Below are 26,556 nucleotides of genomic sequence, written 5' to 3' on the forward strand. Positions count from 1 at the left end.
CGTCCTCATCGCGAACAGTAGTTGGTCGGCGTGGATGTGCAACAACGTCCGTCGACACCAAACCCCGCGGTCTACGGCGGCACTCCGTGGGCGCCGAGCCACACTTCAGGGTCCTCGAGCTGCCCGGCCACGCGCACCTCGAAGTGGAGGTGTGGTCCGGTCGAGTTCCCGGTCGTTCCCACCTCACCGATCATCTGGCCCGCGATGACCGTCGCGCCCTCGACCTGGGGTGCGAAACCGCGCAGGTGGGCGTACGAGGTCACCACACCATTGCCGTGATCGATGCGCACCAGGTTGCCGTACGGACCGAGTCGGCCGGCGAAGACGACCGTTCCGGCGGCCGCGGCCCGCACGGGCGTTCCCTCGGAGGCGGCGAAGTCGAGACCGGTGTGGCAGTGCTCCCACCGTGCCCCGCACTCACCGAACCGGGCGGTGAGCTGATAGCTGCCGGGGGCCACCGGAAGCACCCAGTCGCCGGTGTCTGGGAGCCGAGCGGCGTTGCCGTAGACCGACACGTGGATGTGGTCGTAGTGCAGGCAGGTGTCGGTCTCGCATCCGCTGTAGTGGGTGTAGGGGCGCCAGCCTTCGTCCTGCCGCGCGACGGACCAGATCTTGGCGTCGAAGATGATGTACTTCACCCCGAGCTCGGAGTGGTGCTGCCGCAGCCAGTTGGCGACCGTCCAGCCGAACGCCTTGGCCGGCTGGGACTTGTAGTCGGGGAACGGCAGCATCGCGTCGACCGCCCGGCCGTTGGCGTGGTCGCCGTCACCACCGGCGGGGCGCTGGCCAACGCCGTAGAAGGTCTCGAACTGCGGGAACCGCTGGTGCGTGCAGCGAAGGACGAGGACAGCGTCATTGGTGAGCCCGTCCTCGACACCCGGCCACGGAGTCGGCGGGCAGACCAGACCGGGTGGGAACCCGCAGTCTCCTGGGTCCGTCCCGCCGTACTGCGCGACCAACGCGCGGGCCAGCGGCTCGTCGTCGGCGTAGGCGTTGGGGTACGCCGACCGCTGCACCGCTTGGGCGGCGTCGGTCACCGACATCTGCTCCCAGCCCGGGATGTCGAGCAGGCCGGGCTGGCCGCCGCGACCACCGGTGAAGAACATCGTGGTCGCGATCTCGGGGTTCGTGCGCTCGGCGACGGACCCCCAGGCGGCCCGCTGCTGGAACAGGCCGAGCGAGTCACGGTCGCCGTAGTGGAGGTTGCGGAGCGAGGACTCCTGCAGTGCGGTGGCGAGCGCGACGACCCAGCCGTAGACCGGAACGCCCAGTCGTTGGCCGACGGCGATGATGGTCCGCGCGTTGTCGAGCTGCTCGGCGTCCAGCTCGGCGGTGTCGGTGATGGACACCCGCACGGTCGTCGGGCCGCACTGCTGGGTGCTCGTGGTGGAGTCCTCGCTGCCAAGGGGTGCGAGCACCGCGAGCATCGCGGAGCCGATGCCGCCCAACACGGCCAAGGGGAAGAGCAGGATCGCGACCGCCAGCCCGATGACCACGGTCCTCCCCGACGACGCCCTGCCCGTGACGACCGTGGTGCGCACGACCCGGCGTCCCGCCCGTCGGGCGGCCGCCCGGGCGAGTCGTCGGCTCGTTGCCTTGGCGGCGGTGAGGAAGGGTGCCATCAGGGCGCCTCGCTGCGGGGGGTCGAGCGCGACGTCGGGGCGGGGGTGTGAGGGGCGACGCTCGCCGGTGGCCTGGCTGGTGTGCCCAGCGGCTGGCCGGCCTGCCAGCCCGGGGCGGTCACGTCCGGGCTGGGTCCGTCCGCTGTGGCCGACTGCGGTGCGTTGGTCGACGTCGTGGTCGGTGCGGGGGAGGCGCTGGGCGACGGAACGCCGGTGTCGGGGAGAACCTCGGCCACGCGCCATCCCGTGGTGTCGAGGACGAGGTTGCACCGGACGGCGAGGCCGTTGTCGAAGCGCGTCCGGGTCGCGGCGGCGTACGGCGTGGCGGTGACGAGCTCGGGCTGGCCGGTCATGGTGGCGACCGGCAGGTTCGCCGGGTCGGTCTCAGCCAGCCGGGAGGTGAGCCACTCGGTGGCGTACGGGCGGATCCGTTCCCGGCGCTCGTCGGGGGTTCCCGGTCGTTTCCACTCGGTCAGGAAGCGCACGGTCACCTCGAGGATCGCCGCCTTGGTGCGCTCGTCCGGCACGTACGCCACCTCGTCGTCGTGCGCCGGACCCTGCACCGGTGCCGTGGAGGTCGCCGGGCTGCGGAGAGCTCCGGCCGGTTCCGGCGTCCCCTCGACGGACGTCTGCTCCGGTGTCATGACCTCCTGCGGCTTGGCGGACAGATACGTCGTGACGAGGAGCGCGACGACGGACACCACAGCGGCGACGGAGGCCAGCACCGCGGCGATCCGCACACTCCTGTTGTCCATCGATCGCTCCCGTGGGTTCGGACGTCGCGACGCCCGGGCGCTGCTCCCGAGTGTCTCCGAACGCTGCTACCCAAGTGTCTCGAACACGGTACGGGACGTAGCGATCTCGCGGGAGACGTGACGGGCTGTGGCGTGACCGGATGCGTCGACGCGTGCCTCGGTCAGACCAGACGCCGCAGGACGGGCACCTGGCGCAGCACGAACGTCACGACGGCGCACCCCACCACCAACGCGACGATGACGCCGAGGTGGAAGGCGATGTCGACGTACGGGGAGGCGAACTCCGGTTGGTCGCGGCGCACCAGGAGCTCGAGGGGGAGCGGGTGCAGCAAGAAGACGCCGAACGTGAGGTCGGCGTAGCGTCGTACCCGAGGAGTCACCCACCACGGCCGTCCAGCGGCCGATGAGGCGGGACGCGCGGTGTCAGGCTGCGCGGTGCCAGGGCGTGCGGGCACCGTCGCGGTGCCGAGGTCGTGGTCGCCGAAGACCGCGCGCAGGAAGAACGCCATCGCGATGCTCGCCACCACGATGGTGGGGGCGTGGTAGTCGTAGAGGATCCGGCCGTGCTGGACCCCGAGCGCGCCGAACATCCACCACGTGCCGACGTGGACGGTCACGGTGGTGCCGACGAACACCGCCGCCGCGCCGAGCGCCACGGTCCGGCGGGGCCAGGGCAGGCGGGTCGTCGCGACGACGTAGCCGGCTAGGTAGTAGCCGAGGAACGGCACGAAGTAGCTGAAGGCGTTGAAGCCGCCACCGCCCATGTAGAAGTGCTGGATCTTGTCGAGGCTGGACAGGCCGAGCAGGCACACGGTGGCGGCCAGCACCATGCGACGGTCGGCCGCGGCGACGAAGGTCCGCAGGAACGGCGTCACGAGGTAGAGACCGGCGACGACATACAGGAAGTACAAGTGGTAGTACGGCTTCCCCCACAGGAAGCCTTGGACGAACAGGTACGGCGTGATCGGCCGGCCGTGGGTCCACGCGTCGAAGACGAGGTAGCCGCAGGTCCACACCACCAGCGGGATGGCGACGCGGGATGCCCGTCGCCGGTAGAAGTCGCGGAGGCGCTCCCCTGGCCGCGGCCGTAGCAGGACGGCCCCGGAGACCATGAGGAACAGGGGGACGCTGAACCGGCTGGCCGCCTGCAGGAACGTGCCGAAGTGCCATTGCCGTGCGGTGACCGTACCCCACTCGAGGGTGAGGTGGGAGTACACGTGAATGGTGACGACCCCGACGATGGCCACGATGCGCGCCCAGGACAGCCAGGGCACGTGGCCGGTGGTCGTGTGGCCGAGGTTCGCGCGTTCGATCGGGCCGGCCGCTCGTGCCGTGGCGCCGGTGGGACCGCCGGACCGTGACCGCGTACGCGCCATCGCCCGCCCGTCACGAGGAGGATGACCGACGTCGCTGGGCGAGCGCTTCGCGCATGACCAGCGCGACGAAGGTGATGTTGCCCAGGACGTAGCGGCGGAGGAGCCGGCGCGGTTCCTGGCGCATCCGGTGCAGCCACTCCAGGCCGGCCTTCTGCATCCACAACGGCGCTCTCGTCACCTCGCCGGCGACGACGTCGAAGGAGCCGCCCACCCCGACCGCGAGGGGCACGTTCAGCTCGTACAGATGGCGGTGGAGGAAGCGCTCCTTGCGGGGGGTCGGCAGGCCGACGAACAACAGGTCCGGCCGGGCGCGAGCCACCTCCTCGACGACGGCGGGTTCCTCCTCCTCGGTCCAGTAACCGTCGCGTGCCCCGACGATGTCGACACCCTGGGACCGCGCCACCTCGGCCGCCTTCAGAACGGTCTGCCGCTTGGACCCGAGGAGGAAGACGCGGTAGCCCTTCGCGGCCGCGACCTCCCACATGCGCAGCATGAAGTCGATACCGGTGACTCGCTCCGGAAGCTGTGGTCCGAGCAGGCGACTCGCCCAGACGACGGACTGGCCGTCAGCGTTGGCGATGGCGCAGGACTCGATGATGTGGCGCAACTCCGGGTCGCGCCTGGCCGCGACGACCTTCGCGGCGTTGATGGCGACGTGCTGGTGGGGCTGGCCTGTGGCGATGAGCTCGCAGGCGGCCGCGATGGACTCCTCCATGGTGAGGATGTCCACCGGAATCCCGCAGATGCGAATCCGCCGAGTGCCTGTCGGGCGCGTGGCGGAATCTCGGGCGCCGGCTTGCCCCGATGCCATCAACCTTCCCTCCCGTACAGGACTTCCCGGCACACCGTGCTCACGGTGCGTCCACGGTGGGTCGTCCTGTGCTCTCCCACGGATGGGACCGTGTGCTCCTCTCCCAGACGCCGACTCGCCCGACTGAGCCGGCGACAAGCATGCCAGGCCGGGACGGGTTGGGTCGACACCGGGACCGCCGTCATCGCCGTGGATCTGCGATCGCCACCTGTGTGCGTACCGAGCTGTGCGTGCTCACCTTACGTGGTGAGCGGTGCGGATGGCTTGGGGAACCCACCCTTGTGTCGCACAATCCGGGCCGTCGCCACCAGGTCACGCCGGAACAGGACGCAGAAGATCGCGAGGTACCCGACGACGCCCACGCCCACCACGATGGGCTGTGGGTCGGCGACGGCGAGCCAACCCAGGCCGACGCTGACGAGCAGACTGAGAACGACACGTGCCGCCGTCGCGGGACGCGGCGGCCCGATGCGGCGGAACGTGATGGTCAACGGTGTCCCGGCCTGGACGAGCATGCCGGCGAGGTAGCCGCACGCGACGCCGACGGCGCCGAGTCGCTCCGCGAGCACGAGCCACGTGACCGCGCCGACGAGGCCCCCGACCGTCGACGCCAACGGCGGGATGCGGGCGAACCGCAGCGGTTGAGCAGACAGGACGTTCACCGAGGGAACCGCCAGGACGTAGAGCAGGACCGCGCCCAGCAGGATGGCGAGGACCGGGCCGCCGCCCTCGTAGGACGGGCCGAACACCAGACGCAGCGCCGGCGTCCCGACGATCGCGGCGACCGTGAGCGCCGGCGCCGCGGCGAGCCACAGCAGCCGCGTGAGCTGCCGGGTGTGCTGAGCGAGCGCCCGATCGTCGCCGCGACCGACGGCCTCGGCCGCGGCCGGGAAGAAGGCCAGGGCGAGGGCGCGCGGGAGGAAGAACGCCGGGCTGACGAGTGCCATCGCCGCCGCGTAGGCGCCAGCGTCACCGCCGTCAGCAGTGTGTCGGGCGACCACCATCGAGATCTGGAAGAAGCCCTGTCCCGCCGCGATACCCAGCGCCGTGAACGCGACGAAGCCGCCGAGCTCAGCACCGACCGGCGGAATCGGACCGGGCACGTGCCGGGGCGTCGACAGCGTGGCGCCGATCGCGAACGCCGCGTACCCGATGACCAGGGGAGCCAGCACCAGGTCCGGCGCCCACCAGACCGCGGCCACGGTGAGGACGAGGATCGCCGTGTCGGCGCACACCTCGAGCACGGCGTACCGATGGGCCAGGTGGAATCCGTAGAGAACCGACTTGGTGTAGGAGTAGGCGCCGTACGCGACGGTGAGCGCGCACACCTCCACCACGCCGTCGTACCCGGTCCCAGGAAGCAGCCAGGGTCCTAGAGCGGCGATGCCGGCCGTCACCGTTCCGGTGCTGAGGATCGTCCAGTGGCGCAGGCGGCGCCGGACGGCGGCGGCCGCGGCGGGCCCCGAGCTGGCGGTGAGGAGGGGCAGGAACTTCGACGCCCCGGCGCCGGTCGCCGCGGCGGTCGCGAACGTGGCGAAGAAGGCCAGCGACACCTGGGCGTTGACCTCGGCCAGCCGCGCCGGGTCGCCGGTCCGGCCGACGAGCGCGGTGTAGATCAGGCGGGTGAGGCCGAGCGCCGCGATCCCCACCATGGACCAGGCCGTACCCCGCAGCAGGCGCCCGACCAGGCGCCGATGCGCCGCCTGGCCAGCCGCACCGGGCAGGGTATCGTTCCGCACTGTCATGTCCACGACCTTGATCCGACCGACCCCCACCGCGCGGGCTGGGGCCCCGCTTCGAGGCACACTCGGGCGTTGAGCGGCGCCTTGCATCATGCCCGAGTGGCCGACCGTGGGCTCACGCCGGTCGCGGGCGGGCGCCGAGGGCGAGCTGGGATTCCGGAGCCACTGTGAAGCCGCACCTGCGCATCGTCGTTGTCACCAACCTGTGGCCCAGCCGACGCCGGCCCGCGTGGGGGTGCTTCGTCGCCAACCGGGTCGAGGCGCTCCGCCAGCTCGGTCACGACGTCGAGGTCGTGGCGGTCGAGGATCACCCGTCGGCCGCTCGCCGGTACGCGAGCCTGCTCGCCGGCGTCGGACGAGCGGCGCTGTCCCGACGTCCTGTGCAGCCGACCGTCGTCGAGGCGCACATCGCCTACCCCACCGGCCCGCTGGCCTGGCCCCTGGCGGTACGGCTGGGAGCACCACTCGTCCTGTTCGCCCATGGCAGTGACGTCCTCCGCCTGCCTGACCGCTCCCCCGTCGACCGTGCGCTGTGCCGCTTCGTCTTCGGTCGAGCCTCGCTCGTCGTCGCCAACAGCACCTTCCTGGCCGGCGAGGTGGAGCGGCGACTGGGTGTCCCACCCGAGCGGGTGGCCTTGGTCTCTCCTGGCATCCGCTACGCCGACTTCGCCGCGGCGCGAGAGGCCGTGAGACGGGAGGACCACCTCCTCTTCGTCGCCAACCTCATCCCGCGCAAGGGCCTGGACGTCCTCCTCGACGCGCTGGCGGAGCTCGGCCGACGGAGCGAGGAGGTCCCGCCGCTGCGCGTCGTGGGTGATGGTCCGGAGCGGGCGACGCTGGAGGAGCAGGCGAGGCGGACGGGTGCGCGGGTGGAGTTCGTCGGGGCTCTCCCGCAGGAGCGTGTCGCGGCGGAGATGGCCGCCGCCGAGATCCTCGTCGTCCCCTCCCGGGAGGAGGCGCTGGGCCTGGCGCCGCTGGAAGCGATGGCGGCCGGCTGCGTTCCCGTGGTGTCTGGGATCGGCGGACTCGCCGAGTCGGTCACCGACGGTGTCACGGGGTTCACGTGTCGCCCTGAGGATCCCGGCGACCTCGCCGACGCGCTGGTGCGAGCGCTCAACGCCGTGCGCGACGCGGACCGCCGTGCCGCTCTGGTCCGCGCGGGTGACGAGGTGGCGCGCCAGCACGACATGGTGGCCGCCGCCGAGCGGACCGTCCATCACTACGTCTCCCTGCTCGGTCTGCCGGCCGCGACCCGCCACCAGGTGGCCGGATGAGCGCGCCGACGCGAGGGACGCCGCTGACGGAGGTGATCCGGCGGGCGACGCCCACGCTGGCGTTGGTGGCGGCGGCCGTGCTGGCGGTGAGCGTGGTCGCCGACATCGCGATGCCGCCCGCCAGGGCCAACCTGCCGTCCACGCTCTACGTCGACCGGCGCATCGGCGCCGACCACCACGATGGGCGGACCCCGGAGACTCCGCTCGCCACGCTCGAGGAGGCGGTCCGTCGGGCCGAGCCCGGCACCACGATTCTCATCACGGGCTACGGCCACCGGCTGGTCTATCCGGGCACCGGCACCAAGTGCCTCACGGTGCGGGGCACGCCGGATCGTCCCGTCGTGATCCGCCGCAACGTCTACACCAACACCCTGAACCCGACCGTCTTCACCACCAACCGGAGGGTGCCCGGACCGTGGCGGCTGGTCGAGGAGGAGAGCGACGGCCGCCAGACCTGGAGCACGCCCTGGCCGAACCACATCCGGCTTTTCGGAGACCCGGATCTCGGGCTGGTGCGCGTCGGCGGGATCGCCATGACCGGCTACCCACGCAGGCCTCCGGACACCGCTGAGGAGGCGTCGTGGTGGGAGCACGGGACGCTGTTCATCCGCACCCGACGCGCGAACCCCAACAACTACCCCGTCTTCGTCAAGGACGGCGACGGCATCTGCCTGTCCGGCCGGTCGCGTCACGTGCGGATCAAGGACATCAAGGTGGCTGGCGCCGTCCACGCGGTGCGTGCCGAGCCGGGCGCGGTCGACATCCGGGTCCAGCACGTGGTGCGGGAGAACGTCCTCGACGCGGACCGGTTGCCTGGCGCGGGCGAGGGGGAGGGGCGGCGATGATCTCCCTCGCCTTCGGGGTCGCCGCGGTGGTGGCGGCGCTGGCGGTGTGGCGGTGGACGCCGACCTTGCGGCGGTGGACGCCCTCGTTCGGCCTGCTCGTCGCTGTCCTCACGGTCGTCCCGCCGCACCAGACTGTGGCGTTCGGCATCGGCGCCGACGACGCCCTGTTCCTGCTGGGTCTCGTCGTGCTGCTGCCGGGCGCGGTGCGGCGGGGGCGCCTGGACCGGGTTCCGTTCGGGCGGACGCTCGTGGTCGGTGTGGGCCTGGTGGCCGCGGGCGCGTGCGTCTCGTCATTCGTCAACGCCGAGACCGTGCCGGAGACGGTGGGGATGCTGCTCCGCGGGCCCGCCCGCGTGCTGCTCTACCTCGTCATGGCCGTCGTCGTGCTGGCGCAGACGCCGCGCGACCTGACCCGGTACGTCGTCGGTCGGGCGCTCGCCGGGGTCGGGATCTTCGAGTCGGCGTTCAGCCTGGTGGCCTACGTCGTCGGCTTCCCCGGCGGCTTCGGTCTGCAGGAGGCGAGCGGCAACACCGCGCTCGTGGGCGAGATCCCAGGTCGGGTGACCGGCACGCTGGACCTGTCACCCAACTTCCTGGGCGCCCTGCTCGTGCTGTCGATCCCCGTCACGTGTGGCATCGCCCTCGACGCGACCTCCACCCGGCACCGGATCGGTTGGCTGGCCGGGGTTGTCGTCCAGGGGATCGCGCTGGTGCTGACGTACACCCGGAGCTCGCTCGCGGTCACCGTCGTCGCCTGCCTCCTGCTGCTCGTCCTCACCCGCCGCTTGGCCGGGCTGGTGGATGTCCTCCGGCAGCGCCGTCGGTGGGCGCTGGCGGGGGGCGCGGTGGCGGCCGTCGGTGTCGCGGCGCTGCTCGTGTGGACACCGCTGCTCGACCGGGTGCTCCATGACCGGACCGACCGCCTGGCTCTGTACACCTCCGCGCTTCGGGTGTTCGCCGACTATCCGCTCACCGGTGTGGGGCCGGGCGAGCAGGCGACGTTCACCGCCGCCGATCCGGAGCGCTACCGCGCGACGTCGTTCGGGGTGGCTGGCAGCAACGCGCACAACACGGTGCTCCTCGCGGCGGCCGAGAACGGCGTCCTCGGTCTGGTCGGAGCGCTCCTGGTGAACGTCGGGCTGGCCGCCGTCGCGATCACGGTCATTCGTCGAGCGCGCGAGCGAGCCGGGCTCGCCCGGGCGGAGCCGCTTGGCATCGGAGTAGCCGTGCTGGCGTTCCTCATCCAAGGAATGGCGAACAACCTCTTCACGGTGACGTTGACCGCGAGCGCTCTCGTCATGCTCGTCGCCGGGTGTGCGCTGCCGTGGCTGGCGGAGGACCCGCGGGTCGAGGAGCCGGTGACCGAGTTGGGTCCCGATCCCCTCGCTCGCCAGATGTGACCTAGACAACACGCGAATCGGTTTCGATCATGGCGTCACCGGACCGATACGTGACGTCACCCACCCGCCGTGTCCTTCGGGCCGACCGGTCTCACGGGCCCTGCAGCAGGGATCGTTGATCCGCGCCGGACGGCGCGACCGGAGCCGGATGCCAGCAGCCTGGCGGCCCGCGCAATCCCTCGAGGAGTGATCGTGATGAGATCACCGGTTCCTCGGTCCAGCCGACGCGATCTGCTCCGGCTCGGCGTCACCACTGCCGTCACGGTGGCGGTGGCCGGGTGTGAGGCGTTGTCCGTCAAGCCGGCCGGGAAGGCTGACAGCGCCTCGCGTTCCGCGGACCGCGCCCTCAAGGAAGCACCGGCGCTCGCCGAACAGGTCAAGGCCGGCGCGCTTCCGCCACGGGCCGAGCGCCTTCCGGTGAAGCCGATGGTCGTCCGGCCCGCCGAGCGCATGGGCAGGTACGGCGGCACCTGGAAGACCATCCTCACCTCTGTCGACGCTGACCCTCACCTGGTCGGGTCGGCAGCGTACGAACCTCTCGTGCGCTGGGACGCCGACCAGCGGAACGTCTCCGCCAACGTCGCGGAGTCGTGGGAGGTGTCACGGGACGGCCGGGCCTACACCTTCGCCCTTCGTGAGGGCATGAAGTGGTCGGACGGCGAGCCCTACACCGCCGACGACCTGCTCTTCGCCTACGACGACGTGTTGAGCGTCAAGGAGCTCTATCCGGTGATGTCGGCGCAGTTCGCTCCGGACGGCGTTCCGGCGAAGCTGGAGAAGCTCGACGACCACACCGTGCGCTTCACCTTCTCCGAGCCGCACGGCTTGTTCCTCGAACAGCTCGCCTCCAACGGTGGGTCGCAGCTGCACACCCTGCCCCGGCACTACCTGGAGCAGTTCCACCTGAAGTACAACCCGGACGCCGACGAGCAGGCCAAGGACGAGGGGTTCGCCGACTGGACGGAGATGTTCCTGGCGAAGGGTGGCACGGGCCCCGGCGAGCTCTCGGCCTGGCAGAACCCCGACCTGCCGTGCATCTTCCCGTGGCGTGTGGTCGAGCCACTGACCGGCAACCGCCTGGTCCTTCGGCGCAACCCCTACTACTGGAAGACCGATCCCGAAGGCCGGCAGCTGCCGTACCTCGACGAGGTGGTCTTCGACATCATCACCGATCCCCAGGTCAGCACCCTCAAGCTCACCGAAGGCGGCTACAGCTTGGTCACCCCGGGCCTCGTGACGTTGCAGAGCAAGCCGGTCTTGGCGGGCGGCCGCGACAAGGGGCGATACCACTTCATCGACATCGTCTCGTCGCGGATGAACGACGCGACGTTCGTCCTCAACCTCACCCACAAGGACCCCGCCATGCGGGCGGTCCTGCAGAACAAGGACTTCCGAATCGCCCTCTCCCACGCGTTGAACCGCGAGGAGCTCATCAAGGTGGTCCTCCTCGGCCAGGGTGAGCCGTGGCAGACCTCGCCGCGTCCGGAGTCCGGGCTCTACCTGGAAGGGCTGGCCACGCAGTACCTCGAGTACGACGTGGCGAAGGCGAACGACCATCTGGACGCGGCCGGCTACCGTCGGCGGGATCGGGACGGGTTCCGGCTGCGTCCGGACGGTCGGCGGCTGGGCTTCACCCTGGAGGTCCGCACGAACTTCAACCCGCTGTGGGCGGACATCGCGCAGTTCGCCTCCCAGTACTGGAAGCAGATCGGCGTGGACGTGCGGGTGAAGATCCAGGACCCCACCCTGTTGTTCACCCGGATCGAGGCCAACGAGCACGACGCGGTCATGGACGACGGTGACGGAGGCCTGCTGCCCTTGCTGACCCCGCAGTGGTATTTCCCGGTCAGCGTCGACGCGGCCTATGCGGTGGAGTGGGGGCGGTGGTACCAGACCGGCGGAACGGCGGGCGTCGAGCCCCCTCCGGGCCCGCGCCGGCAGATGGAGCTCTTCGACGAGATCAAGATCACGCCGGACAAGCGGCGGCGTGAGGAGCTCTTCATGGAGATCCTGCGGATCAGCCAGGAGGAGTTCTACGTCATCGGCACCGCGCTCCCGGCCGCGCGCTACAACGTCGTCCAAGACGGGCTGCGGAATGTCGTGCGATCCATGGTCGACGACTGCTGTGAGCCCGGACCGTCCGGCCCCGAGCAGTACTTCTGGTCTCCGGAAGACCGCTAGGCGTCTCTAGGGGAATCTAGTGCTTTCGCTAGACGGCGCGATACACCGTCATCGACTTCCTCGGGCGAGGCGGCGCTTCCGCGAGGGGGTGGTTCACTCGCCGACTCGACACGCGACTATCCGCTTCTAGCGAAATCTAGGGTTCTCGTTAGATTCGCCCATACTCTCGCAGCGTGGACCCCGTACGAAATCCCTACGCCCCCGGGGCCGGCCAGCGTCCTCCCGAGCTCGCCGGCCGCGACCGTGAGGTACGCCAGTTCGAGGTCGTCCTCGAACGCGTCGCAGCTGGGCGTCCCGAGCGAAGCCTCGTCCTCTCCGGCCTTCGTGGCGTGGGCAAGACCGTTCTGCTCAACGCCATGCGCTCACTCGCGCTCACCCGGGCCTGGGGCACCGGCAAGGTCGAGGCCCGACCGGACCGACCGATCCGGCTTCCGATCGCGCAGGCCCTCCACGCGGCGAGCCGCGAGCTGGCCCCACGCCACCGAGATCCGGACCGAGTCGACGAGTTCCTGGGCGTCCTCAAGGCGTTCGCGCTCCAGACGTCGGCCAACGAGCGCAAGGGAGTCCGCTGGCGACCTCCGTACGACGTCCCGGCCGCGCGCGGCCGGGCCGACTCGGGCGACCTCGAGACCGACCTCATCGAGCTGTTCACCGCCGCGGGAGAGCTCGCGCGTGACCTCGGCGTGGGCATCGCCGTCTTCATCGACGAGATGCAGGACATCCCGTCCGAGGAGCTGGCCGCGCTGTGTGGCGCCTGTCACGAGATCAGCCAGCTCGGCGTGCCCTTCGTGGTGGTGGGTGCGGGCCTCCCGCACCTCCCGACCGCCTTGTCGGCGAGCAAGTCGTACGCGGAACGGCTGTTCCGTTACGTCTCCGTCGGGCGTCTGGACCGGGCGGCGGCCGACCGTGCGCTCACACTCCCCGCGGCCAGCGAGGGGGTGGAGTACGAGCCAGCGGCGCTCGACGCGCTCTACGAGGTCACCGACGGCTACCCCTACTTCATCCAAGCCTTCGGCAAGGCGACCTGGGATGTCGCGCCGAGAAGCCCGATCACCGCCGACGACGTCAAGGTCGCCACACCCGAGGCGGAGGCGGAGCTGGCGGTCGGCTTCTTCGGGTCACGGTACGAACGCGCGACCCCGGCGGAGCGCGACTACATGCGTGCCATGGCGGAGCTGGGGGCCGAGCGCGGGGACGGTCCCGTCGCCACGGGCGATGTCGCCGCGCTGCTCGGTCGCAAGCCACAGAGCCTGTCACCGGCGCGTGACGCCCTCATCAAGAAAGGGCTCGTGTACGCCTCCGAGCGCGGCCACGTCGCGTTCACGGTGCCGCACTTCGGCGCGTTCCTCCGGTCGCAGCCCACGTAGGTGGGCTGGAGAGTGACCGTGACCACCCGTGCGTGGCGGGCTTCAGACGGTGCCCCGGCACAGCCCGGCCTGCGCCGATGGGTAGTGCCGGACAGGTAGGCTCGCGCGCGTCCCGTCCGACTTCGACGATGAAGGCCTTGTCCATGCGCTGTCCACGGTGTGGCTTCCACGGCTCGGCGAGCTCTCATGTCTGCCCTGGTTGTGGACTAGCGCTCGCCGATCCCGGCGAGTCGACACCAAGCGTGCCGGGCACCTGGACCCCGCAGCGCCCGACGTCAGCGCAGGGATCACAGCCGCCAGCCCCTGACTCGTCCGGACAGCCGTCCGGTCCCGGTGAGTCAGCATCTCCCGGCGGGCCGGCGGCATCCGTGGAGGGCGCGACGTACCCCGGTACGGCCGGTACGCCTCGACCGGTGCCGCCGTCGTGGGCTCGCCAGGCGCCGACCCGTGAGTCGCCCCCGTGGTCGGGTTCGGAGGACGCCGCTCCCTGGCAGACGCCACCTCAGTACGCCAGCGGGCGTTGGACGGCTCGTCTCCCGGAGGCGTCGGTGTCGCAGCTGCCGCCCGAGCCACCGCGGCCGCGCACCGTCGTCTCCAGACTTCTCGCGCGCGTGGTGATCGGCGTTCTCGCGCTCGAGGCGGTCGTGGCCGTGGTCTACGGCGTCTTCGCACTAGGGCCTAGGCGCGGCATCTTCGCCGACTTGGCGGCCGCACCTGACGAGGTGACCCGAGAAGCGGCCACCCGAAGCGACGACCTCAACCTGGTGCTCTTCCTGGTCGCCGCCGTGGTCACCGTGGCCGCGGCCGTGCTGACCGGCGTCCTGCTCGTCAAGCTCCGACAGGTCGGGGGTGGGTTCGCGTTGCCCTGGTGGTTGCTCACGGGAGCGGCGTTCGCTGCCATCGCCGTCGCCCTCGGCCTCCACGTGAGCACCGACCCAGGGCAGATCGTCGTCGGTTACGTCATCCTCGGCGGTGGCGCGCTGCTCGTCGCGGTGTCCGCGATCTGGGCAGCCGTCCAAGTTCGCCAGACCACCCGGGAGAGCGTGACGGTGGAGTTGTGATGGCGGGCAGGGATGTCGTCCCGCCTCCGGCTCAGCGCCACGCCAGTCAGGAACGTCAGCGGGGATCGGCTTACCCAATCAACCCAGGCGGGGTCACGAGAACCGACGTCAGACATGGGTAGATCCCGGCCACGAGGTGACCGGGATCTACCCACTGCCGACCGTGCGACCTGGTCACTGAAAGAGCGTGGTGTTGGCCCGCTCGGTCGCGGTGTAGTTCGTCCTGATGTTCTCGACCGCAGCGCCAAGCTGGGCGAGCACATCGTTGAGCTCACCAATGGCCTTCTCCCACTGGGCCTTGGCCTGCCAGTAAGCCTCCCTGGCCTCACCGCTCCACTCGGCGAGCTTCTGCTCGAGCTCCCTCTCGAGGTCGTTGGTCTCGTCCTCGACACCGCGGTAGGCGAGGCGCAGGTTCGCCTGAAGCTGGTCGAGCGCCTCAGCATTCCATCTGGTGAAGTCGGTCATGGATGTGAAACCTCCGTGCGATGGTGGTCGAGTTCAGGGAGGGCCGGATCAGGTGAGGCCGTTGAGCAGCGCGTCGATCTTGTTGACCGCCTCCTGCTGCTGCTCCTCGGTGGCCTCGTAGCTCATCCGAGCGGCGCCCATCTTTTCCCGCAGGTCGTTGAGGGCGTCACAGACCACCTGGAACTTCTCGTCGAAGGTGTCCATGACCCTGCTGAAGGCGTTCGCCGCGTTGCCTTCCCACTGGCCGAGGGCCTCGGACTTGTACTCGCGCAGCTTGCCCTTGATGCCGACGATGACGTCGAAGGCGTCGCCAACTCGCTGCGCGGCCTCCGCCATCGCGGCTCTGTCTTGCTGGGCTGCTCCCACACCTACCTCCTCGTCTCGACCCGGTTGTCCCGGGCGCTGCCTGTCGCGGGACCTGCCTCCGCTTCACAACGTCGGGGTGCCGAATCGCTTGTGACCTGAGTGCCCGTCTGCACGACGGTCGGAGGCCCCTCGCTGGTTGGCACCCAGCGCTGCACCACGCTAACGCGAAACGGGGCGTTCCCGTCAGAGGGATTCACCCCGCCTGTGGATAACTCCCGGTGGGCGTCTCCACACACCGCGATGTTGATCACGATAGGCCCGCGGGACGGGGCACGCCAGGCGGCGAGTCCGCGCAGACACCTGGGGAACGCGCGACCTGCTGGTGAGCTCCCCACGCGGCACGCGCCCGTCCCGCTGGGCACGATTCACTGACGAGAGGGTTCGAACGCCGCCGTGCGGTGCGCCGCTTCCGTGGTGAGCGCCGGCCCTTGGGGGATGAGGCGCAGCATCGACGGCGGCACCAGGAGCGGGTCGACGCCGTTGTAGCCCAGCTTGGCGAGCGTCTGCCGATCGGGCACGGGGTACTTCACGCCGTCTTCGGTGATGAGGAAGTAGCCCTGCGGGTCGAGGTCGCGCCCGGGCAGGAGGCCCACGATGGTGCCCTTCCCCGGCGGGACGAGGACACGGTCGGCCAGACCAACCGTCCCGCCACCGGTGTTGGGGTCGTCGGCCGTGTCCGTCGCGGTCTCCGCGGGTGCCGGAAGCCTGCCGCCGGTGAGGACGGTCACACCCTCCTCGGGGTCCTCGTAGGACAGGCACACCGGCACGCCGTCCGCGCTGCCCAGGTCGACCAGCTCCGGTGGCGTCTCAGGCAGGTCAGGGACGAGCATCGTGGCGGTCTGCGAGCTCGCCTGGTTGACCGCGCTGATCGGGATCTCGGTGGGCTCGGTCTGCACGCGTCCGCCCTCGCGGGCGGTGCCACTCCCCAAGAGCAGGAGCGCCTGCACCTCGGAGATCCTCGAGAAGCCGTCCTCCAGCATCACGAAGTAGGCGTCCGGGCTGGGCGTGTGGAAGACCTGGCCGATCGTCGCGGTGCGACCCTCGATCTGGAAGGGGCTGGGGTTGCCACGCTGGGGGACCACCGGAGCGGCCAGCGGTTGTCCAGCCTCGATCGTGCCGAGCCACATCTCGCTCACGGGGACGGCCGACGACGGCGAAAGGCTCAAGCTGCGCAGAGCGTCCGCGTCAACCTCGAGACGCTTGCCCTTCCACACCAGGTGGGTGGTGCCGTCGGGAGCGCTCACCAAGAGCCCACGGTCCCCGATCGGGTCGGCGTCGAGCTCCTCGTTCGCGGTCCCGATGACGAGGTCGACGCGAAGCCGAGTCTGGTCATCGACCGTGCGAGCCGTGGAGCACACCGTCCACGGCGCGAAAACCAGGTTCTCCTTGTCGGGAACGGAATTGGGAGCCAGCGGGATCCCGACCCGTGGTCCGCGAGGGATCCCCTCGAGCGACTTCTTCGACACCCGGACGACCTTCACCGGACCGTCCAGGATGAGCTGCGCCGAGGTGTAGTTGAGCACCTGGACGAGGACCATGTCCTTCTCGTCGCGCTCACCCGTGAGGCCAGCTGGCGGCTCCGGCGTCGCGGGCTGGTCGCCGCCGGACGCGAGCTGAGACTTCGGCAGGTAGAGGTAGGCGGCGTTGGTCTCCTTCTCGACGATGAGCGCGTTCGGCTCGTTCTTCCACCTGGTGGCGTTCGTGTCGGCGAGCCACCCATACAACGCGACCCCGGCACAGGCCAGCGCGCCGACCATGGCGCCGGCGAACGTCGCGGTGGAGACTCGGCGCATGGGCTGCTCGAGCGACTCCGGTTCACTGCCGAGCATCGCGGCGAGAATCCGGCGCAAGAGGTAGCGATACGCCTGCAGTTGGTCGCGTCGGGTTTGCATCGTCGTCCCTCGTGGTCGCGATCTGGATCCGGCCGCGGTGGTGTCGGGGCGGTCGGATCGCGGCGCCGGGCATCGCCGGCGCCGGCGGGGCGCCGGACGGCGACACTACGATATGCCGGCGAGCCGGATGCCGGGCTCGTGCCGCCGTCGCGATTGTGGCGTCGCCGGCAACGCACCGGAGCCCGGTCGACGGGAGGAGAGCCATGGCCGCCGTGCGGGAGCAGCCGATCAGCGCGCCACCGCGCCGCCCAGGCGCCCAGGCACGCGCGACGCAGGCGAGCGCCCGGCCGCGCCGAGCTCCGGCCCGCTTGGTCCGCACCTACCCTGGCGCTCACCTCGGTCCCGTGCCGGTCGCGCCGTTGGTGGCGTGGCAAGTCGGACTCGGCCTCGTCGCGGTGGGCCTGAGCACCGGCGGGTGGGTGCTGGTCACGAGCGTCGTCGTCCTCCTGGTCATCGCCGTCCTCACCGTCGTGTGGTGGAACGGGCGTCCTCTCTGGAGGTGGCTGCGGGTCTGGCTCGCGTTCCGCGCGCGCAACACGAGGGCGACGGTCGCGCCTCCGCACGACCCGGGCCTCGCCCCGCTGCGGGAGTGGCTCCCCCACTTCGAGCTCGCCTCGCTCCCGGGCCGCCGTGGTGGGCGTCCGGTCGGTGTCGCGCATGACGGCTCCGGCTACGTCGTTCTGCTCGGACCCGACCGTGAGGACCTGATCGCGTCCGCCGACCCGGTGGCCATCCCGCTGGGTGCTCTCGCCACGCTCGCCGAGGCGGAGGGCGTGCGGTTGGCGTCCGCTCAGGTCGTGATGCGGGTGCTGCCTGCTCCCGCGCCCTCCCTGGGTCCCTACGGCGCCCAGCTCGGGAGCTCGTATTACGAGATCAGCCAGGGCATCACCCCAGCGGTCATGTCGTGGTGGGTCGCGCTGCGCCTCGAGCCAGGGCGGGGTGGCACGGCGGCGACGCTGGACGGCGACACGGTCGACGCCGTCCGTCGCGCGCTGCGCGCCATCGCCGGGCGGGCCACCAAGGTCTTGTCGTCGTCCGGCCTGCCGTGCCGTCCGTTGGAGGAGAGCGAGCTGCGCGACGTCCTCACCCTCACGTTGAACGTCGACCCGCACTACACGCCGATGTCCCGTCGTGAGCGTCGAACGGCTGAGACCTGGCGTGGATGGAGCTGCGATGGCGTGGCTCACGTCGCCGGCTGGGTGCGGGGCGTGCCCCAGACGGGCCTGCCCGCTCTGTCGAAGGTCCTCGCCGCCATGGCAGGCTTGCCCGTCCTCTCCGCCACGGCCTCGCTGACGTTGACGTGGACGCCGGAGAACACCGTGCGCTGCTCGTCGTTCGTCCGGGTGACCGCGGAGAACGCCAAGACCGCCCGGAGATCGTTCCACGAGCTGTCCAGACTGGCAGGCAGGAGCAAGGTCGGGCTCCTCCGCCTGGACGGTGAGCAGCTCCCGGGTGTGCTCGCGACGGTTCCGCTGGGCGGAGGTGCCCTGTGAACCTCCTGCCGCGGGTGCAAGCGCACGAGACGCATGCGCAGGAGCTCGCCGACACGAGTCTGGTTCTCCCGCCGTCTGGTCTCGTCCTGGGCTCGGGGCAGTCCGGCGCGCTCGTCGTCCGCCTGTTCCGGAGCGACCCCGTCCGGATGTGCGTGGTGTCGCCCGGCCGGCTCGCGCAGCTCATCGCCTTCCGGGCGGTCGCAGTGGGCGCGCATGTGACGGTCGTCACCGACGCGGTCGCGGCGTGGAGCCGACTGGTGCAGGCGGTGCCGCGCGGTCCGGCCTGGCTCACGGTGCTGCCGACGGGCGCACGAGTGAACGCCACCGGCAGCGTGGCTCGGCCCTCCCTCGTGGTCGACGCGACTCGTGACCATCAGGCGCTGCCGCGGTGGGAGCAGGGCGACTGGCAGACGTTCGTCTGCGTCCAGTCCGACTTGGCGCCCGCCGATGAGGCCCGGCTGCGCTCCTACGACCTCCTGGTCACCCAAAGGTTGTCGAGTCAGGCCGCCGACGTGGCCCGGCGGGGTTTCGGGTTGGCCAAGGACCGTGCCGCGTGGCTCACGCAGATGCCGCCGGACGTGCTCGCGGTCGCCGCCGCGGGACAGCTCGCGTTCGGTCGGCTCGGCCTCAGCACGCTGGAGCAGCGCCTGTTCGGTCCTCTGGGATGAGCGGGCTGCTCGCTCACCCGAACAGCTCGAGGATGGCTCGGTAGACGCCCACGGCCCCCAGGGTGAGAGGCACGACGCCCAGCAGGACGAGCACCTCGAAGATGTCGGTGGCCCGGCCCCAGTAGGGCGACAGCCGTCGACCCGGCATGCTCACCGCCCAGACGGCCAGGCTCGCGGCAACCACCAGGCACGGCAGGCCCACCGCGAGCACCACGAGCAGCACGTTGTCGAGGTTCGCGAGCCGGAAGACCACGAGCACCGAGATGAGGGCACCGCCGCCGACGAGCCAGCGACGGTGTGTCCGACCACGGAAGTGCCTGGAGCGGAGGAACAGCGCCAGCGCCGTCACCGCGGTCAAGGACAGCCCGAACCAGCCCGGCTCCCCCGACAGGTAGAGCGATCCCACGACACAGACGGTCGTGGACGCGGCGACGAGTGCGGCCATCAGTCGATCGGCGGTGATGGCCTGCTGGAGCACGGTCGGGCCGGGCAGCACGTCGGTCTGTCGGCGGAGGTCTTCGGAGCTGGTGGGCAGCTGGGGGAGGGGGAGCTGCGCCAGGCGGGCGCACCACGTGGGCAGGAACGGGACGACCGCGAGCGCCACGGCGACGGCGACCGCCGCGGCGGCCGACGCGGTGACGTCTTCCAGCACCAAGACAGCTGTGGTGGCGAGCATCCCGACGAGGCACGCTGCCGCCGCGCCGAAGAACCCGTCCCAGCCGTGCTGGACGGCCAGGCCGGCGAGCGCCGACATCACGAACATGAGGCCGAAGGCCATGAGCAGCTGGGCGGCACCGAACGAGCTGATGCCACCGTCGCCACCGAGCGCGACCAGGCCACCGACGCCGGCGTAGGCGACCGCCGCCGCGCCGAGCAGGACGCCCACCCGCCCGTGACCGAACGCTCGCGACATGGCGGCGGCACCGCCGAGCAAGCCCACCGCGCCGACGAGCGAGACGATGGTCGGCAGCAGCCAGGGCGGACCGCTCCAGAGGATCGTCAGAGTGCCGAGCAGGAAGAACAGGCCTCCCACGGCGAGCGCCGCGCTCCGCGCATCGGATGGCTCCCAGGCCGCGCGTCGCTCACGGGTGGCGACCGCGATGGCGTCCGCGACGTCATCGAACGAGAACTCCGGGATCGACAGCTCGCGGTGACGGAGGTGTAGCACGTCACCGTCCCGGATGCCGAGGCTGGACAGCCGCTGGGACGGGTCGAAGGGCTCCTCCCCTAGGCGCTGCAGCACCCATCCACCGCGCAGGAACGCGGGGTCGTCAGGGCTCTCGCCGGCGTACCGGAGAAGAGTGGGGAGTAGGTCCGCCAGCGGGGTGTCGGTGGGAAGGGCGAGATCCATCCGAGTGCGCGGTGCGACGACCGTGACGCGGCACAACTCGACACCGCTGTTGACCTCCACGGTTGATCTCCTCGTCCGGCTCGAGCACTCTGATGGAACCCGGAGACTACCGACTTCCGGGAAGGCACGGGGTCGTGCCACATCGTTAGCATTCTCCGGAGCCTCCGTGGGCGGGGTCGTGGCCGGGTCAGCGTTTCGATCACTCACCGCGGAGGCGGGAAGCCGGGGTCCAGCCGGCCGAGGTAGGACTGGCACAGGTACTCAAGTGACCTCGTCCGACGCTGGGTGCCGCGAGGGCGGCCAGCCGTGGGTGAGGGACGAGGCCGGCCTCGAACGTCGGTCCTCGTCCGGCCGTCGAAAGGCGGGCCACCGCAGAGGAGGAACAGCCGCGTGAGCACGGTGCTCTACCGCCGACCAGGCCGCAAGCCGCCACCGGCGATGCCCAAGGGGGAGATCCTCTTCGAGGCGCCGCCGGAGCTGCCCGAGGTCACCCCGGGCAGTGCCATGCAGCGCTTGTTCGGTCTCCTTCCGATGCTGGGTGGCGCCGCCGTCATGGCGTTCATCATGTCGAGCGGAGGCGGCCAGGGCATCCGCATGATCATGAGCGCCACGATGGCCGTCTCCATGCTCGGGATGTACCTGAGCCAGCTGAGCGGTGGCGGCAGGGGCGGTGAGCGCAAGCACCAGGTCGACGCGAGTCGTCGGGACTACCTGCGCTACCTCAAGCAGGTCCGCAAGCGAGTGCAGACCGCGGCGAGCCGCCAGCGCGAGGCCCTTGAGTGGCGCTACCCCGATCCCGACTCCCTGTGGGTGCTCCCCCTCAGCCGTCGCCTGTGGGAGCGGCGCCCGGTCGACAACGACTTCGGCCACGTCCGCCTGGCTCGTGGGTCGCAGCGCTTCGTCCTCAAGCTCATCGCTCCCGAGACCAAGCCGGTCGAGGACCTCGAGCCGGTCGCCGCCGGCGCGCTGCGGAGGTTCATCCAGACTCACCGCACGGTCCGGGACGTGCCCATCGCGGTGAACCTTCGGGCGTTCGCGCACGTCCGTCTCGACGGCGACCCGGAGGCTATCCGGTCCTTGATGCGGGCGATGCTCGCCCACCTTGCGGCGTTCCACGCGCCCCACGAGCTGATGGTGGCCATGTGTCTGGCGCCGGACCGGCGCGCGGAATGGGACTGGGTCAAGTGGCTCCCGCACGCGTTGCATCCCACCCACACGGACGGCGCGGGCCACGTCCGCCTCGTCGGCTCGTCGCTGTCGGACCTCGAGCGTCTGCTCGCCGACCAGCTCGGCAACCGTCCCTTCTTCGCCCCCAATGCCAAGCCACTCACCGACCAGCCGCACGTCGTCGTCATCGTGGACGGCGGCCACGTCAGCCACGACTCCAAGCTGCTCAACGCTCCGCCCCAGGGTGTCACCCTGGTCGACCTCACCGGCAACGCCGTGCGCCGGCCCGGTGACGGCGTCATGCGGTTGCGGGTCACCAGTGACGAGGTCTTCCACATCAGCGTCGACCGGGATGGTTCGGAGCGGGAGACGCTGCTCGGTCGGCCGGACAAGCTGACGGTGCTGCAGTCCGAGGCGTTCGCCCGTCAGCTCGCGCCCCTGCGGTCGACCACCCGGGCGGGTGGAGGGGCTGCGGCCACCGAGGCGGAGGAGGTCGAGGAGAAGCCCCAGTACGAACTGGAGTTGATGAGCCTCCTCGGCATCCCCGACGCCTACAACCTCGACCCAGAGGTGATCTGGAAGCCGCGGCCGCGACACGAGCGGCTGCGGATCCCGTTCGGGCTCACCCCGGACGGTCAGCCGGTCGAGCTCGACATCAAGGAGTCCGCGCAAGGAGGCATGGGCCCCCACGGCCTCGTGATCGGCGCCACCGGTTCCGGTAAGTCGGAGGTGCTGCGCACGCTCGTGCTCGGCATGGCGGTGACGCACTCGCCCGACGTCCTCAACTTCGTCCTCGTCGACTTCAAGGGTGGTGCGACGTTCCTGGGGCTGGACAGCCTCCCGCACGTCTCGGCGGTCATCACGAACCTCGAGGAGGAGCTCATCCTCGTCGACCGGATGCAGGACGCGCTCGCCGGTGAGATGAACCGGCGGCAGGAGCTGCTCCGGCACGCCGGCAACTACGGATCCCTCCGCGACTACGAGGAGGACCGGGCCAAGGGCAAGCCGCTCGACCCGCTGCCGTCGTTGTGGATCGTGGTCGACGAGTTCAGCGAGCTGCTCTCGGCCAAGCCCGAGTTCATCGAGCTGTTCGTGATGATCGGGCGGTTGGGTCGAAGCCTCGGCGTCCACCTCTTGTTGGCGTCGCAGCGTCTGGAGGCGGGGCGCCTGCGCGGCCTGGACACGCACCTGTCCTACCGCATCGGTCTGCGGACCTTCTCAGCCGCCGAGAGCCGGGCCGTCCTCGGTGTCCCCGACGCCTACGAGCTGCCGCGCGAGCCTGGTGGTGGTTACCTCAAGGTGGGCACTGAGGACCTCGTTCGCTTCAAGGCGTGCTACGTCGGTGGCATCTACCAGCCGCCGAGCGTCCGGGCCGCGCAGAAGAAGCGGCCGGCCAAGCCCGGCGAGAAGCGCTGGGTTCCCCAGATCACGGCGTACACGACGGACTACGTCGAACCCACCATCGTCGAGGTGCCACCCGAGCCCGAGCCCCAGGCGCCAGTCCAGGCTCAGCCGGACGGTCGTGAGCCCAAGGTCTTGGTCGACCTCGTCGTCGAGCAGCTCCAGCGTCTGGGACGAGCCGCCCACCAGGTCTGGCTGCCACCGCTGAACGAGCCTCCCACGATCGACCAGCTGCTACCCGGCCCGCTGGAGGTCACCGAGGAGCACGGGCTCACCGTCGCGTGGGAGGGGCGTGGTCGGCTGCAGGCGCCGGTGGCGCTCGTCGACAAGCCGTACCACCAGCGGCGTGACCCGCTGTGGCTGGACCTGTCCGGCGCGGGCGGGCACGTGGCCATCGTGGGTGGACCGCAGAGCGGTAAGAGCACCGCGCTCCGGACCCTCATCACGGCGTTGGCGCTCACGCACCGGCCGGACGAGGTGCAGTTCTACTGCCTCGACTTCGGTGGCGGTACTCTCCCCGGCCTGCTCGGCCTGCCCCACGTCGGTGGGGTCGCGACCCGGCTGGACGCGGACGCGATCCGGCGAACCGTGGGTGAGATGACGACCCTGCTGGAGCAGCGCGAGCGCGCCTTCACCGAAGCCGGCATCGACTCGATCGCGACGTACCGGCGACTGCGCCGCGAGGGCAGGATCCCGCCCGACCGGTTCGCCCCCGACGTCTTCCTCGTCGTGGACGGCTGGGGCACGGTTCGGTCCGACTACGAGGCCATCGAGAACCAGATCACCCAGCTCGCCGCGCGTGGTCTCGGCTTCGGCATTCACGTCGTGGCGACGGCGAACAAGTGGTCGGAGTTCAGGATGGCCATCAAGGACCTCATCCAGACCCGACTCGAGCTCAAGCTCGGTGACCCGTACGACTCCGAGATCGACCGGAGGGTCGCGGCCAACGTGCCGGCCAACCGGCCCGGTCGCGGTCTCTCGCCGGACAAGCTGCACTTCCTCACCGCGCTTCCGCGCATCGACGGTGTCACCAGCGCCGACGACCTCGCCGACGGTGTCAAGGCGATGTGTGAGGCGGTGTCGAAAGCCTGGCGTGGGGAGCCGGCGCCGCCGGTGCGGCTGCTCCCCGAGCACCTGCCGTTCCACACCCTGCCGACGCCGGGATCCGACCCGCTCCCCGGTGTCCCGATCGGGATCGACGAGGACGAGCTGGCGCCGGTCTACCTCAACTTCGACGAGGAGCCACACTTCGTCGTGTTCGGGGCGACCGAGTGCGGCAAGTCCAACTTGCTCGAGATCATCGCGAAGGGGATCGTCGCCCGTAAGGACCCGAAGGAAGCGCGGATCATCATCGTCGACTACCAGCGGTCGTTGCTCGACGCCGTGAAGGGGGACCACCTCATCGGGTTCGCGCCGTCCTCGGACGCCGCGACGTCGCTGCTCAGGGACACCGCGGCGGCGTTGCGCAAGCGGCTGCCCGGCCCGGACGTCACACCCGAACAGCTCCGCAACCGAAGCTGGTGGCAGGGTGCTGAGCTCTACCTCATCGTCGACGACTACGAGCTCGTCGCCACGTCGAGTGGGAACCCACTGGCGCCCATCGCCGATCTCGTGAGCCAGGCCCGCGACATCGGCTTGCACGTCATCATCGCCCGTGGGTTCGGTGGCGCCGGACGAGCGATGTACGACCCGGTGATCCAGCGGATCCGCGACATGGGCAACCCGGGCCTCATCATGTCCGGGAACAAGGACGAGGGCCAGCTCTGGGGTGGTGTCCGCGGCAAGCCGCTGCCACCGGGCCGGGGCACGCTCGTGAGTCGACGCCTCGGTACCAAGCTCATCCAGACCGCCGAGATCATCCGCGACGGCAGCGTCTGAGTCGCGAGTCTTCCTCGAGGCTCGTGAGTCGGTCGACCGCCGCGGCTGACCTAGGCGGTGGGCTCGGGCGGGACGGCGCCAGGGCGCCAGCGCCGTTCCCGTCCCCGCCGGTAGATGGCCACCCCGCCGAGCACCACGGCGACGAACCCCACAGCACCACCGGCGACGCTGAGCGCGACGACGCGAGGCAGCGGGTCAGGTGCGGGCGGCGCCGCGATCGGCGCGATGCCGGGCTCCTGGCGAGGGGTGGGCAGCGTGGCCCCTTCCGGCAGGATGGCCGTCAACGCCTCCGTCGGATTGACGACACCCCAGCCGTACCGGGGGTCGGGGAGGTCGAGGCCTGGATGGTCGGCGGTCAGCTGCAGCCGACGCTTCACCTCGATCGGGCTGAGCTCCGTGCCGAACCGTTCCAGCAGGAGTGCCGCGACGCCGGAGACGAACGGCGCTGCGAAGCTCGTGCCCTGCTGGTTCGTCAGGTGGCCCAGTCGCGGAGCGGTGCTCACCACCCCGTCCCCGGGCGCGACCACCGTGATGGGGACCGACGTGGTCGTGAAGTCGGTGGCCTGGCCAGCCTGGTCGACAGCTCCGACGACGATGAGGCCCTCGAAGCCCTCCTCAGCGGCGAACGCCGCGGGCCAGGTCGGCGCGTTGCCGGCCTGGCCGCCGGTGTTGCCGGCCGCCGTCACCACCACGACGCCCTTGCGAAGCGCGTAGCGCACGGCATCGCGGAGGGTTCCGCGTGGGCTCATGGTGACGACGGAGACGTTGATGATGTCGGCGCCTTGGTCGACCGCCCAGTAGATGCCCGCCGCGAGCTGGTCCGCCGAGCCCGACTCGCTTCCCGACGAGACACGGACGGGCAGGATCCGCGCGTGCGGCGCCACACCGAGGAACCGGAGGTCGGGGAACTCGCGGCCGGCGATGATGCCCGCCACGACGGTGCCGTGGCCGTCGCAGTCTCTCGTCGGCGGGACGGCGTCGTCTTCCAGCGAGACGAAGCTCGCGGGCGTCATGTCGGGGTCGAGCTTGCCAGCGAGCTGTGGGTTCTCCACGTCGACCCCGGTGTCGACGACCGCGACGGTGACCCCGCGGCCGGTGGCGAAGGCGTGGGCGCGGTGGAGCTGGAGACGGGTCTGCTGCCAGGGGGTTCGCCGGAAAGTGGGTTGGGCCCGTTGGTTACGGCAGAACCCGGTGAGCAGCGCGGGGTTGGTGGGGGTCAGCGCGGGACGGTTGTAGGAGTCGGAAGGGCTGGGATCCGGGCGGCTGGCGGGCTCGTCGGGCGTCGTGGTCCCGTCGGGGGCGGGGTCGTCGAAGGATGCCGTGACGAGCGACCGGTCGTGCGTCGCACCTGCGGCGGCGTCCGCGGCGACGGTGAGGGCTGGGCGTTCAGCAGGACGGTGGCTCGCCGCGACGGGACGGGCGAGGCCGGAGTCGGCCACCG

19 protein-coding genes are annotated in these 26,556 nt (G+C 70.7%); 9 read left to right on the forward strand and 10 right to left on the reverse strand.

The window, feature by feature from the left end:
* Positions 1-71 precede the first annotated feature (71 nt).
* The 5 genes from DFJ64_RS09685 to DFJ64_RS09705 form a co-directional block, all read right to left on the reverse strand.
* Positions 72-1,622 carry a M23 family metallopeptidase gene (locus DFJ64_RS09685; RefSeq protein ID WP_115850172.1) on the reverse strand — a complete coding sequence of 517 codons (1,551 nt, stop codon included), beginning with the start codon at positions 1,620-1,622 and terminating at the stop codon, positions 72-74.
* The gene (locus DFJ64_RS09690; RefSeq protein ID WP_115850173.1) at positions 1,622-2,377 is read right to left on the reverse strand and encodes a hypothetical protein; all 756 of its coding nucleotides are present in this window, start codon (positions 2,375-2,377) and stop codon (positions 1,622-1,624) included. Before DFJ64_RS09690 ends, DFJ64_RS09685 begins: the two co-directional genes overlap by 1 nt.
* A 161-nt stretch (positions 2,378-2,538) precedes the next feature.
* A complete protein-coding gene (locus DFJ64_RS09695; RefSeq protein WP_170152565.1) occupies positions 2,539-3,651 on the reverse strand; it encodes an acyltransferase in 1,113 nt (370 codons plus the stop codon).
* Between the two features lie 112 nt (positions 3,652-3,763).
* Positions 3,764-4,564, reverse strand: coding sequence for a WecB/TagA/CpsF family glycosyltransferase (locus DFJ64_RS09700; protein WP_115850175.1), 801 nt, complete (start codon positions 4,562-4,564; stop codon positions 3,764-3,766).
* Between the two features lie 239 nt (positions 4,565-4,803).
* Complete coding sequence (locus DFJ64_RS09705) at positions 4,804-6,309, reverse strand: lipopolysaccharide biosynthesis protein (protein WP_147304661.1); 1,506 nt, start codon at positions 6,307-6,309, stop codon at positions 4,804-4,806.
* Between the two features lie 164 nt (positions 6,310-6,473).
* On the opposite strand from DFJ64_RS09705, the gene DFJ64_RS09710 reads away from it, so the two are divergent.
* The 6 genes from DFJ64_RS09710 to DFJ64_RS09735 all read left to right on the forward strand — a co-directional run bounded on the left by DFJ64_RS09710 (position 6,474) and on the right by DFJ64_RS09735 (position 14,434).
* A complete protein-coding gene (locus DFJ64_RS09710; protein WP_115850177.1) occupies positions 6,474-7,580 on the forward strand; it encodes a glycosyltransferase in 1,107 nt (368 codons plus the stop codon).
* A complete protein-coding gene (locus tag DFJ64_RS09715; RefSeq protein WP_115850178.1) occupies positions 7,577-8,425 on the forward strand; it encodes a hypothetical protein in 849 nt (282 codons plus the stop codon). The genes DFJ64_RS09710 and DFJ64_RS09715 overlap by 4 nt, the downstream gene beginning before the upstream one ends.
* Positions 8,422-9,825: an O-antigen ligase family protein gene (locus DFJ64_RS09720; protein WP_115850179.1), complete on the forward strand. Its 1,404-nt coding sequence runs from the start codon at positions 8,422-8,424 to the stop codon at positions 9,823-9,825. Before DFJ64_RS09715 ends, DFJ64_RS09720 begins: the two co-directional genes overlap by 4 nt.
* A 195-nt stretch (positions 9,826-10,020) precedes the next feature.
* Positions 10,021-12,006 carry an ABC transporter substrate-binding protein gene (locus tag DFJ64_RS09725; RefSeq protein WP_147304662.1) on the forward strand — a complete coding sequence of 662 codons (1,986 nt, stop codon included), beginning with the start codon at positions 10,021-10,023 and terminating at the stop codon, positions 12,004-12,006.
* Positions 12,007-12,179: 173 nt separating this feature from the next.
* Positions 12,180-13,373, forward strand: a complete 1,194-nt coding sequence (locus DFJ64_RS09730; RefSeq protein ID WP_115850181.1) for an AAA family ATPase — start codon at positions 12,180-12,182, stop codon at positions 13,371-13,373.
* A gap of 548 nt (positions 13,374-13,921) precedes the next feature.
* The gene (locus DFJ64_RS09735; protein WP_147304663.1) at positions 13,922-14,434 is read left to right on the forward strand and encodes a hypothetical protein; all 513 of its coding nucleotides are present in this window, start codon (positions 13,922-13,924) and stop codon (positions 14,432-14,434) included.
* 174 nt (positions 14,435-14,608) lie between these two features.
* Here DFJ64_RS09735 and DFJ64_RS09740 read toward each other — a convergent pair whose 3' ends face one another.
* The 3 genes from DFJ64_RS09740 to eccB all read right to left on the reverse strand — a co-directional run bounded on the left by DFJ64_RS09740 (position 14,609) and on the right by eccB (position 17,157).
* The gene (locus tag DFJ64_RS09740; RefSeq protein WP_115850183.1) at positions 14,609-14,899 is read right to left on the reverse strand and encodes a WXG100 family type VII secretion target; all 291 of its coding nucleotides are present in this window, start codon (positions 14,897-14,899) and stop codon (positions 14,609-14,611) included.
* A gap of 48 nt (positions 14,900-14,947) precedes the next feature.
* The gene (locus DFJ64_RS09745; RefSeq protein ID WP_147304664.1) at positions 14,948-15,265 is read right to left on the reverse strand and encodes a WXG100 family type VII secretion target; all 318 of its coding nucleotides are present in this window, start codon (positions 15,263-15,265) and stop codon (positions 14,948-14,950) included.
* 365 nt (positions 15,266-15,630) lie between these two features.
* Positions 15,631-17,157 carry a type VII secretion protein EccB gene (gene eccB, locus DFJ64_RS09750; protein WP_115850185.1) on the reverse strand — a complete coding sequence of 509 codons (1,527 nt, stop codon included), beginning with the start codon at positions 17,155-17,157 and terminating at the stop codon, positions 15,631-15,633.
* A gap of 203 nt (positions 17,158-17,360) precedes the next feature.
* On the opposite strand from eccB, the gene eccE reads away from it, so the two are divergent.
* Together eccE and DFJ64_RS09760 are read left to right on the forward strand one after the other, a co-directional pair.
* The gene (gene eccE / locus DFJ64_RS09755) at positions 17,361-18,650 is read left to right on the forward strand and encodes a type VII secretion protein EccE (protein WP_115850186.1); all 1,290 of its coding nucleotides are present in this window, start codon (positions 17,361-17,363) and stop codon (positions 18,648-18,650) included.
* Complete coding sequence (locus DFJ64_RS09760) at positions 18,647-19,318, forward strand: hypothetical protein (protein ID WP_115850187.1); 672 nt, start codon at positions 18,647-18,649, stop codon at positions 19,316-19,318. The genes eccE and DFJ64_RS09760 overlap by 4 nt, the downstream gene beginning before the upstream one ends.
* Before the next feature lie 13 nt (positions 19,319-19,331).
* Here DFJ64_RS09760 and eccD read toward each other — a convergent pair whose 3' ends face one another.
* Entirely contained in the window at positions 19,332-20,729 is a 1,398-nt protein-coding gene (gene eccD, locus DFJ64_RS09765; protein ID WP_115850188.1) for a type VII secretion integral membrane protein EccD, read from the reverse strand.
* 330 nt (positions 20,730-21,059) lie between these two features.
* On the opposite strand from eccD, the gene eccCa reads away from it, so the two are divergent.
* Positions 21,060-25,115 (forward strand): type VII secretion protein EccCa, encoded by a 4,056-nt coding sequence (gene eccCa / locus DFJ64_RS09770; RefSeq protein ID WP_115850189.1) that lies wholly within the window; start codon positions 21,060-21,062, stop codon positions 25,113-25,115.
* A gap of 50 nt (positions 25,116-25,165) precedes the next feature.
* Here the strand turns inward: eccCa and mycP are convergent, their stop codons facing one another.
* Positions 25,166-26,554 (reverse strand): type VII secretion-associated serine protease mycosin, encoded by a 1,389-nt coding sequence (gene mycP, locus DFJ64_RS09775; RefSeq protein WP_170152566.1) that lies wholly within the window; start codon positions 26,552-26,554, stop codon positions 25,166-25,168.
* Positions 26,555-26,556 lie beyond the last annotated feature (2 nt).

Source organism: Thermasporomyces composti, from assembly GCF_003386795.1.
In the GTDB taxonomy this organism is placed as follows: Bacteria; Actinomycetota; Actinomycetes; order Propionibacteriales; family Actinopolymorphaceae; genus Thermasporomyces; species Thermasporomyces composti.